We start from the raw sequence: 10,396 nt of genomic DNA, 5'->3' as shown, positions 1-10,396 counted from the left end.
GGCCAAAGAAAGTCTGCAATCGCCCGCAGAAAGCCCTTTGCGCGGACCTGACGCCGGTCCATATCGCCTTGCATGAGCCCTCCTGCCACTCCAAAAGCCCCGCCGCGCCTGTTCGACCGCGACCTCCTGGTGCGCCGCCGTGACACCGCAGCGCCGCGCTTTGGGGATTATTCCTTCCTGAAAGCGCGCGTGTCGAGAGACCTGGTCGACCGGCTGGACGACACATCGCACACTTTCCGGTCGGGAGTGGAACTTGGCGGGCATGACGGGGGGGTGGCCGGCCTGCTGCAAGGGGGCGGCAAGGTGGCGGTGATGCGGGCGACAGATCCGTCGCCGGGGATGGTGGCGCAGGCACGGGCACGCGGTCTGGACGCCGAGGTCGCCGACGAGGAGGCCCTGCCCTATGACCCCGCCAGTTTCGACCTGGTCGTGTCTGCACTGTCGCTTCACTGGGTCAACGACCTGCCGGGTGCGCTTGTGCAGGTGCGCCGCGTGCTGCAGCCGGACGGCCTGTTCCTGGGAGCATTGTTTGGCGCCGGGACGCTGGCCGAGCTGCGCACATGCCTGACCGAAGCCGAAAGCGATCTTGTGGGCGGACTGGCGCCGCGCCTGTCACCGCTGCCGGCTCTGTCGGACATGGCCGCACTGATGCAACGGGCGGGCTTTGCCCTTCCTGTGGTCGATCGGGACAGTTTGACGGTTCGCTATGACAGCGTGTTCGGCTTGCTGGCAGACCTCAAGGGCATGGGGGAGCGGGCCGCGTTTACACGGGGCATTGGCCAACCCCTGCCGCGGCGCGTGCTGATGCGGATGGCGGAGCTCTATGCCGAACGGTTCAGCGATCCGGACGGACGCATACGGGCGACGTTCGAGATCGTCTTCCTATCAGGTTGGGCACCGGCGCCAAGCCAGCCGAAACCGCTGAAACCGGGCAGCGCGACGGTCAGCCTCGCAGACGCTTTGCGAAGGCAGAGCGGGGAAAACTAAAAGGAAGCGGGCTGGATCAGGAGCCCTTGGCCGTTTCCAGAGCCGCAGACGAATCCTCGAACGAACCCGACGTGACGGCCCCGACAGCCCCAATCCCACCGACAATGGCCAAGGCCATCACACCGAGAATCAATCCGTATTCCAGCGCCGTGGCCCCGCGCTGATCAGCAGCGAAACGAACAAGCAGAGTCCTCAGTCCCATCTCAGACCCTCCCAGGTCTCGCTCCCGAAAGCACATCGAACAGAGGAATATCTGCCGCTGGCGCCGGATAGTCGTGCAGGGCAGATGGCGCGACCCATTTGAAGGATTGCCCTTCCCTGGGATTCACGTCGCCTGTCCAAACAAGACAGCTGAACAATGGCATAAGTAGGTGAAAATTCGGATAATCGTGACTGGCAAATGTGAGCGGTTCGAGATGGGACTCTTCAACCATGATCGACAGTTCCTCATGCAGTTCGCGCACGAGTGCCCGTTCCGGCGTTTCGCCGGTTTCGACCTTGCCGCCCGGAAATTCCCAGAGGCCCGCCATGGATTTGCCTTCCGGGCGCTGGGCGAGCAGGATTTCGCCCTTGTCATTGTAGAGCGCCGCGGCGACGACCAGCACGAGCGGACGCGTCATGTCCGGTAGGCGCCATTGATGTCGACATAGCCATGCGTCAGGTCGCAGGTCCAGACGGTCGCCGAGAATGCGTCAACGCCGAGGTCGACACGGATGGTGAATTCCGGCCGGGCAAAGACAGCGCTGGCCGCCGCTTCGTCATAGTCCGGCGCGCGGGCGCCGCCTTTTGCGACCTGGACATCATCGAACCAGATCGCGAGCTTTTCCATCACGATCGGTTCGAGCGACTTGCCGACGGCCATCACGACGCGGCCCCAATTGGCGTCTCCCGCCGCCATCGCCGTCTTGATCAGCGGCGAATTGGCAATCTCGCAAGCCACGATCTTGGCGGAGAGTTGCGATTCAGCGCCTTCGACACGGACCGTGGCGAACTTGCTGGCCCCTTCCCCGTCCTTGACGACCTGCAGGGCGAGGTCGAGGCAGGTGGCGTGGAGGGCGGCTGCGAAGGCCGGGAAGCGTTCATCCTCACGCGCTGCGATGACGGGTTCGCCGGTGGCGCCGGTGGCGAAGACCATCAGCGTGTCGGACGTCGACGTATCGCCGTCCACCGTAATGGAATTGAAGGTCTCGTCCGCGATGTCTTCGAGCAGGTCCTGCAGCAGGTCGGCATCGATTGCGGCGTCGGTGAAGACGTAGGACAACATGGTCGCCATGTTCGGCGCGATCATGCCCGAGCCCTTGGCAATGCCCGCAAAGGCTGTGGGCACGCCGGCGACATCCACCGTGCGGCCGGACGCCTTGGGATAGGTGTCTGTGGTCATGAAGGCACGGGCGCAGGCTTGCCAATCAGGTGCCGCCAGACGGTTTGCCAGGTCTGGCACGAAGGACCCGACATAGTTCGGGTCTGGCAGCGGCTCACCGATCACACCGGTCGCAGCGATGAAACACGTATTGCGGGCTATACCGAGGGCACCGGTCAGTGCCTTCAGGGTTGCCTCGTTCTTCTCCACGCCCTTTGGTCCAGTGAACGCATTGGAGTTGCCGGAATTGGCGATCAAGGCCCGGGCAGCGCCGCCACCTTCACCCAATGCCTCGCGGCACCAGAGCACATCGGCCGACGACGTCCGCGACATCGTATAGACGCCAGCGCAGGTGGTGCCTTCGTCAAAGGCGAACAGGAACACATCATCGCGGGTGATACCGCGCCGGGCATAGAAGCCGCGCGATCCGGTGGCGGCGCGCACGCCCTTGACCACTGGCAGGACCGGAAAGCTTGCGGGGGCAAACGGGGACGGCTTCAGGTTCACAATTCATTTCCTTCAGGGGCATCGGAGGCCGTGTCTTCGGGCGGGGCGACATCCTCACCCAGCGAAAGTGGCGTGGCGGGCGGACTGGCCGTGCCGGGGCCACCTTCCTGGATGACGGCCTGCGTGCGCAGTTCGCGCAGGATCTTGCTGATCTGGTTCAATGTCAGGAAGGTGACGATTTCAGGCCGCATCTCGTCGCGCGTCTTGGGTGCACGGGTGCGGCGGTTCTTCACCTTGAGAATGTGCCAGCCGTCGGCGCTGAGGAAGGGGTCCGATATCCCGCCTTCCGGCGTGTTGGCAATCATCACCGGGAACGGGTCCATCTGGTCGTTTGGCGAGACATAGCCGAGGCTGCCATTTTCCATGCGCGTGGCGGAATCCTTGGAATGCGCCCGCGCCATGCTTTCGAAGCTCGCGCCGTCCTGGATCTCGTCATAGACCGCCCGGGCTTCTTCCTCCGAGGCGAACAGGATGTGCGCGATCGACACCTCGTCGTTCGATTGTTGCAGGGTGACCTGTTCGGCATACATCCTGTCGATCCGGGCGTCGGTGACTTCACGGGCGACCAGGTCCTCGACGAGGAGATTGCCGAGAATGCGTTCGCGCGCCATGTGGAGGCGGCGTTTGGCGGCTGAATCCTGGTCGATTCCGCGCCGCACGGCCTCCTGCGCCATCAGTTTCTGGTCGACCAGCTGGTCGAGCACGGTCTTGTATTCCTGGCTCTTGTGGTCAAGCACCTGGCCGGCAGGGATCAGGCCCCGCGCGACGGCCTCGAGTTCCACGTCGCTGACATAGATTTTCTCGCCATTGACGGACGCCGCAGCCGCACCGTCGACCTGGACCGGAACCTCCGCTTCGTCGCCATTGCCGCAGGCGCACAGTACAAGTAGCGCCGCGCCGCAGGCCAGTCGCGCGAGGGCGACCGTATTTGCCTTGAAAAACAGCACCGTTATCTCCCGTAATCGCTGAGAGCGTCGCATTGACACCCCTTGGCCGCGTTCTTAAGTCTGACCCTCACACTGGTCGAGACCTTCTGACCAGTGTAAGCGCTGCGGAAGACCCCGCAAATGTCCTGCCATACGTCGCTGACAGGATTAAGTGTTTTGTTCGCCCAGATCGATTGGTGCCGCCTGATATGCTTTCCGTAGCCCGCAAGATTTTTGGTTCTGCCAACGACCGCAAGCTGAAGCCCCTCCGCGCCCGCGTCAACCGGATCAACGCCCTCGAGCCGATGATGGAAGCGCTGTCCGACCAGGCGCTGAAAGCCAAGACCGTGGAATTCCGCAAGCGGCTGGCCGATGGCGCCACCCTCGACAGCCTGCTGGAAGAAGCCTTTGCAGTCGTGCGCGAAGCCTCGCGCCGGTCCCTCGGCATGCGCCATTTCGACGTCCAGATGATGGGCGCCATGATCCTGCATTCCGGCGCGATTGCCGAGATGCGCACCGGTGAGGGCAAGACGCTGGTGGCAACGCTCGCGGTCTACCTCAACGCGCTCGAAGGCAAGGGCGTGCACGTCATCACGGTCAACGACTACCTGGCCCGGCGCGACGCCGAATGGATGAGCGGCATTTACGGCTTCCTCGGCATGACGACCGGCATCATCGTGCACGGCGTGACCGACGACGAACGCAAGGCCGCCTACGCGGCTGACATCACCTACGGCACGAATAACGAGTTCGGGTTCGACTACCTGCGCGACAACATGAAATATTCGCTGGAGCAGATGGCCCAGCGCGGACACCATTACGCCATCGTCGATGAAGTCGACTCGATCCTGATCGACGAAGCCCGCACGCCGCTGATCATTTCCGGCCCGACAGACGACCGCTCCGAGCTTTACATTGCACTCGACAATTTGATGCCGCGCCTCGAACCCGAGGATTTCGAACTCGACGAGAAGCAGCGTTCGGTCACCTATACCGAAACCGGCACCGAGAAGATCGAGAACTGGCTGGTGGAAGCCGGCCTGCTCGAAGGCTCGATGTGGGAGCCGACCAATATCTCGTTCGTGCACCACGCCAACCAGGCCCTGCGCGCGCACAAGCTGTACAACAAGGACAAGGACTATCTGGTCAAGGATGACCAGGTCATGCTGGTCGATGAGTTCACCGGCCGCATGATGGAAGGCCGCCGCCTGTCCGAAGGCCTGCACCAGGCCATCGAAGCCAAGGAACGGGTCGATATCAAGCCCGAGAACCAGACGCTGGCCTCGATCACGTTCCAGAACTATTTCCGCCTCTACAAGAAGCTGGCCGGCATGACCGGTACGGCGCTGACCGAGGCGTCCGAATTCCACGATATTTACAAGTTGGAAGTAGTCGATCTGCCGACCAACAAGGAAATCAAGCGGATCGACGACGACGACGTCGTCTACCGGACCGCCGCAGCGAAATACAAGGAGATCGTGAAGGAGGTGAAGGAGTGCCAGGCCAAGGGCCAGCCAATCCTTCTGGGCACCGCCTCGATCGAGAAATCGGAAATCCTGTCCAGCCTGCTGACGGCAGCCAAGATCCCGCACAAGGTTCTGAACGCTCGCCATCACGAGCAGGAAGCCTTCATCGTCGCCAATGCCGGTGTGCCGGGCGCGATCACGGTTGCCACCAACATGGCCGGACGCGGTACCGACATCCAGCTCGGCGGCAATTTCGACATGCGTGTCGAACATGAAAAGGCCGCCAAGGAAAAAGAGCTTGGCCGAGACCTGACCGAGAGCGAGCTGTCGATGCTCACCTCGCAGATCAAGGCTGATATCGAAGTGAAGAAGAAGCGTGCGCTGGATGCTGGCGGGCTCTACGTGCTCGGCACCGAGCGCCACGAAAGCCGCCGCATCGACAACCAGCTGCGCGGGCGTACCGGCCGTCAGGGCGACCCGGGCCGGTCCAAGTTCTATATTTCCATCGAAGACGACCTGATGCGGATCTTTGCCGCCGAGCGTATGGACGCCGTGATGCGCCGCCTCGGCATCAAGGAAGACGAGGGCATCACCCATCCCTGGATGAACAAGGCCATGGAAACCTCGCAGCGCAAGATCGAGGAACGCAATTTCGAGATCCGCAAGAACGTCCTGAAATATGACGATGTCATCAATGACCAGCGCAAGGCGATCTTCGAGCAGCGCATGGAATTCATGCGCGCCGATGATGTTTCCGAGACAATCAGCGAGATGCGCGATCATGTGATCGAAGCGCTCGTGCTGCGTACGATGCCGGAAAAGGCCTATGCCGAACAGTGGGACATTGCCGGGCTGACGGAGACCCTGCAAACCGATCTCGCGCTTGACCTGCCGATTGCCGAATGGGCCGCCGAGGAAGGCGTCGCCAACCAGGAAATCGCCGAACGCATTCGCGAACACGTCACCAAGGCCTATGAAAACCTGGCGACCCAGGTTGGCGAAGCGCAGATGCACCGGATCGAGAAACAGGTCCTGCTGCAGGTCCTGGACCTACGCTGGCGCGAACACCTGCAGCAGATCGACCAGCTGCGCTCGGTGATCCACCTGCGCTCGTATGGCCAGCGCGACCCGCTGAACGAGTTCAAGGAAGAGGCCTTCAACCTGTTCTACAGCCTGCTGAACGAGCTGCGCGCGACGGTCACGCGCTCGCTGATGCATATCCGTGTGCAGGCCCCCGAAGCCCAGCGTCCGGCCTCACCGCCGCCGTTGGCGCCGATGCGCGAACTGCACCTGGATCCGGATACCGGCTCCAACGAAATGTCGCCGGGTGACCCAGTCGGCAATACCGGCCCCTGCCCGGCGCTGTTCCAGGCCGAGGATGACTGGTCGAACACGCCGCGCAATTCGGCCTGTCCGTGCGGCTCCGGCAAGAAATACAAGCATTGCCACGGCGCCCTGACACCGCAGCGGGCCTGATCTCTCAGGCTGCTGCGGCGGGCTCTGGTCCGACATAGGATGATTGCGGGCGGATGAGACGCCCGGTGAGGCGCTGCTCGCGGGCATGGGCGAGCCAGCCTGCGGTGCGGCCGGTGGCGAACACCGCCGTGAACGCATCCGGCGGGAAGCCGAGCGCTTCAAGCAGCAGCGCGGTGTAGAATTCCACATTCACATCGAGCGGCCGGTCGGGCTTGTGCCGGTGCAGGATTTCGAGCGCTGCCTGCTCGACCGCTTCAGCCAGTTTCAAGCGGCCGGGCAGCAGGTTCGAGCCTTTGGCCATGCGCCGGACGGCGGCTTTCAGTGCGTCGGCACGCGGATCTCGAACCTTGTAGATACGGTGGCCGAAACCCATCAGCCGGTCGCCGCGCGCAAGGGCCGCTTCGATCCATGCCTCGGCATTATCCGGCGTCGCAATTCCGTCCAGCATAGCGATGATCGGCCCGGGGGCGCCGCCGTGAAGCGGGCCTTTCAGCGCTGCGAAGCCTGCGAGCACGGACGATGTCAGGCCTGACCAGGTCGAGGCGACGACGCGGGCGGCGAAGGTCGAGGCATTGAGGCCATGGTCGGCGACCGTCACGAGGTATGTGTCGAGCGCGCCGACGGTTTCGGGGCCTGCCACCTGTCCGTTCAGCATGTGCAGCATGTCCGCGGCATGTCCGCGGCGCGGGTCCGGTGCGAGGGGGGGCTGTCCTTCACGCAAGCGCAGGAAAGCCGGGAGCAGCACTGCCGGCGCGGCCAGCAGCCGCGTCGCCGTGGCAAGGTCTTCCCCATCCGCGATCCGGGCCATGATCGCGCGCACGCCATCCATCGGCGGCAAAGCCAGGATACCGTCATCGATATATCGCACGAGGTCGAACACCTCGCTGCGGTCATGGCCAAGCTGGGCCGCGAACGTGCGCGCGTCGGGCAGGTCGTCGAACAGGCCGCCAAACAGCAGCCAAGCGACGTCCTCAAACGACTTCTGCCCAGCGATCTGGTCCAGCGAGAAGCCTTTCACGACCAGTATGCCGTGCGCTCCGTCGACCGAGGACAGGCGCGTTTCGGCGGCGATTATATCATCCAGACCCTGACTCATTCTCATTCCTCCTTGAATTTCTGGTCTGGAGATCGGCGCCGGACGGTATATCGTCAATCTTGATCAATATAATCAATGTAAGGACGTGAGATGGCGTGGATCAGTTCGGCAGAGGCCATTCGCCAGCTCGGTGTGCGGCCACAGACGCTGTATGCCTATGTCAGCCGGGGCCGGCTGGAAGCACGACCAGATCCGGAAGACCCTCGCCGCTCGCTTTACAGCGCCGACGATATCGAGCGGCTGGCATCACGCCGGTCCGGGCCGAAACGCGCCGCCGAGATTGCCCGCGCCTCGATCGCCTGGGGCGAGCCGGTGCTGACCTCGAAGCTGACGGTGATCGCAGAAGGGCGACTCTGCTATCGCGGGGTGGATGCGATCGACCTTTCGCAGACAGCCACGCTGGAAGCGGCGGCTGCGCATTTCTGGGCAGCCGATTATGCGCCGCGCCCTGGCATGCCGCCTGTGACCAACGGCCCGTTAAAGGCCCGCCTGTTCACAGCGCTGGCAACGCGAGCCGGGACTGACCCGCACGCACGCGGACGATCACGGGCCATGCTGGCGACGGATGCGGCGACGGTGCTGGAAACGCTGGTCGATGCCGCGACGGGCGGCACTGGCGATGGGCCGATCCATAAGCGCCTGGGGGCCGCCTGGGCGCTTGACCCAGACGGCGCCGACCTTGTGCGCCGGGCGCTGATCCTGATGCTCGACCATGAGCTCAATGCCTCGACCTTTTCGGCGCGGGTGGCCGCTTCGACGGGCGCGTCACTGTCAGCCTGCGCACTGGCGGGCCTGTCGACCTTGTCCGGGCCGCTGCACGGTGCGGCCGTCAACGGCGTACTGGCATTCCTCAGTGAGGCCCGGCTATTGGGGGCCGGCGTCGCCGTCAGTGCCCGCCTCGACGAGGGACGCGCCCTGCCCGGTTTCGGCCATCCGCTGTATCCGGGCGGCGACCCGCGCGCGACCGAACTCCTCGCGCACTTCGAGGTGCCGGAAAAACTCGCCGATATCCTGTCGGCAGTTGCAAATGAAAGCGGTGAGTACCCGAACGTGGATTTCGCCATCGGTGCCATGGCACAGCGCTTTGCCCTACCGACTGATGCTGCCTTCAGCGTGTTTGCCATCGGACGATCCATCGGTTGGCTGGGCCATGCCATGGAGCAGATCGAGACCGGCTCACTGATCCGGCCGCGGGCGCGCTATGCCGGCGAGATGCTAGACAGCGCTGCGCGGCCTTGAACCCGCCGTTCAACTGATTGGCGAACAAGCCTGGCCCCGCTGCGTATGATTAATTCCACACGCTCAAGAGGCTGAACATACGCAAAGATATTATCACGCCCGGACGTCGGAGCGCCCGGCCCCATCAAGAGGCCGGGCCTTTCGCGTTCAGGCATAGGACAGGACTTCGTATTCGACATTGTCATAGTCGTGGAAATAGAAGCGGCTGCCCGGATCATAGGTCTGGTGGGAATGGGTGACGAAGCCGGCGTCGAAGACGCGGCGCTCGGCGGCGGCAAGGTCGTCGACAATCACGCCGACATGGTTGAGGCCGCCCTGCACATTGTAGGACACCTGGTCCAGTTCATCCGTTTCGCCGGGCGAGTAGAGGGCGATATAGGCCGTGTCGGTGCCGACATGGGCGGTCCGGCCATTGTTGATCGACGGTCCCTTCCAGCGGACATGCCAGCCAAAGATGCGCTCCAGCATGCGGGATGTGCGATCGACATCGCTGACGGTGATATTGACGTGTTCAAGGGTCGCGATGGTCATGGGTCTGGTCCTTTTTCAGGAGCGGAAATTGCCCGCCCTCTTAGTGATGGACCCCTTTGATAATTCCTAAACCTTACTTGAGGTCAAGCATTTTCTTTGCTATGCGGCAGCTCATGAAAACAACTGATCTCATTCCCATCGGCCAGCTGGCATCGCGCACGGGCGTGTCGGTGTCGGCAATCCGGTTCTACGAGGACAAGGGCCTGATCCGGGCGATGCGCAATGCCGGTGGCCAGCGCCGCTTCCTGCGCTCGGACGTGCGGCGCCTCTCTTTCGTGATGATTGCGCAACAGCTTGGCTTCTCGATCACCGAGATTGGCGACCTGCTGTCAGACCTGCCGCAGGAGCGAACGCCGACCAAGAGCGATTGGTCGGAGATCAGCGCCCTCTTCCGCGAACGGCTGGACGCACAGATCGAGACACTGGAACTGATGCGGGACCGACTGGACGTGTGTATCGGGTGCGGGTGCCTGTCGCTGTCGAACTGCGCGCTCTATAATCCGGATGACCGAGCCGCGCGGCTCGGGCCGGGCCCGCGCTTCCTGATGGAACGCGATGGCGCGGCGAAGGCAGCCGAGGCTTAGAGCATCCTGCGCGCAGGATGCTCTAAGTTCTTATTGGTCACGGCGTGTTCCCGAAAACCGGTGCCCACTTTTCGGCACGCCGCCCTAGAGCACCGTGCGATTAATCTGACACATATCCGGCTTCCTTGAAATAGTTCCAGCATTCCTTTGGGTCGTAGAGATTGCAGATGTTTGCGATGGCGGTTTCGAGATCGTCGAAGTTTCGGGCGGCAGCGGCGCGCAAG

General features: G+C 63.1%; 10 protein-coding genes. 4 read left to right on the top strand and 6 right to left on the bottom strand.

All coding sequences use genetic code 11. From position 1 onward, the window contains the following. Positions 1-72 precede the first annotated feature (72 nt). Positions 73-987: a methyltransferase domain-containing protein gene (locus tag ACESNB_RS14000; protein WP_373008355.1), complete on the top strand. Its 915-nt coding sequence runs from the start codon at positions 73-75 to the stop codon at positions 985-987. A gap of 16 nt (positions 988-1,003) precedes the next feature. Here ACESNB_RS14000 and ACESNB_RS13995 read toward each other — a convergent pair whose 3' ends face one another. The 4 genes from ACESNB_RS13995 to ACESNB_RS13980 are packed head-to-tail and all read right to left on the bottom strand — an operon-like array spanning position 1,004 to position 3,801. Then, complete coding sequence (locus ACESNB_RS13995; RefSeq protein ID WP_373008353.1) at positions 1,004-1,189, bottom strand: Flp family type IVb pilin; 186 nt, start codon at positions 1,187-1,189, stop codon at positions 1,004-1,006. A 1-nt stretch (position 1,190) separates the two neighbouring features. Then, positions 1,191-1,607, bottom strand: coding sequence for an 8-oxo-dGTP diphosphatase MutT (gene mutT, locus ACESNB_RS13990; RefSeq protein ID WP_373008351.1), 417 nt, complete (start codon positions 1,605-1,607; stop codon positions 1,191-1,193). Further along, a complete protein-coding gene (gene argJ / locus ACESNB_RS13985) occupies positions 1,604-2,854 on the bottom strand; it encodes a bifunctional glutamate N-acetyltransferase/amino-acid acetyltransferase ArgJ (RefSeq protein WP_373008349.1) in 1,251 nt (416 codons plus the stop codon). The genes mutT and argJ overlap by 4 nt, the downstream gene beginning before the upstream one ends. Beyond that, positions 2,851-3,801, bottom strand: a complete 951-nt coding sequence (locus tag ACESNB_RS13980) for a peptidylprolyl isomerase (protein ID WP_373008347.1) — start codon at positions 3,799-3,801, stop codon at positions 2,851-2,853. The genes argJ and ACESNB_RS13980 overlap by 4 nt, the downstream gene beginning before the upstream one ends. Before the next feature lie 188 nt (positions 3,802-3,989). On the opposite strand from ACESNB_RS13980, the gene secA reads away from it, so the two are divergent. Beyond that, positions 3,990-6,722: a preprotein translocase subunit SecA gene (gene secA / locus ACESNB_RS13975; RefSeq protein ID WP_373008345.1), complete on the top strand. Its 2,733-nt coding sequence runs from the start codon at positions 3,990-3,992 to the stop codon at positions 6,720-6,722. 4 nt (positions 6,723-6,726) lie between these two features. Here the strand turns inward: secA and ACESNB_RS13970 are convergent, their stop codons facing one another. After that, positions 6,727-7,818, bottom strand: a complete 1,092-nt coding sequence (locus tag ACESNB_RS13970) for a citrate synthase/methylcitrate synthase (RefSeq protein WP_373008343.1) — start codon at positions 7,816-7,818, stop codon at positions 6,727-6,729. Between the two features lie 90 nt (positions 7,819-7,908). Here ACESNB_RS13970 and ACESNB_RS13965 point away from each other — a divergent pair, with 90 nt between their 5' ends. After that, entirely contained in the window at positions 7,909-9,057 is a 1,149-nt protein-coding gene (locus tag ACESNB_RS13965; RefSeq protein WP_373008341.1) for a citrate synthase family protein, read from the top strand. 147 nt (positions 9,058-9,204) lie between these two features. On the opposite strand, the gene ACESNB_RS13960 is transcribed toward ACESNB_RS13965, so the two are convergent. Next, positions 9,205-9,588, bottom strand: a complete 384-nt coding sequence (locus ACESNB_RS13960; protein ID WP_373008339.1) for a VOC family protein — start codon at positions 9,586-9,588, stop codon at positions 9,205-9,207. 113 nt (positions 9,589-9,701) lie between these two features. Between ACESNB_RS13960 and soxR the strand changes: the two genes are divergently transcribed. Further along, positions 9,702-10,172, top strand: a complete 471-nt coding sequence (gene soxR / locus ACESNB_RS13955) for a redox-sensitive transcriptional activator SoxR (protein WP_373008337.1) — start codon at positions 9,702-9,704, stop codon at positions 10,170-10,172. Positions 10,173-10,396 lie beyond the last annotated feature (224 nt).

Origin of the sequence: Hyphomonas sp. (genome assembly GCF_041689225.1) — a bacterium.
Taxonomy (GTDB): domain Bacteria; phylum Pseudomonadota; class Alphaproteobacteria; order Caulobacterales; family Hyphomonadaceae; genus Hyphomonas.
Note: the sequence above shows the minus strand (reverse complement) of the source record. Positions and strands in the feature narration are given on the sequence as shown.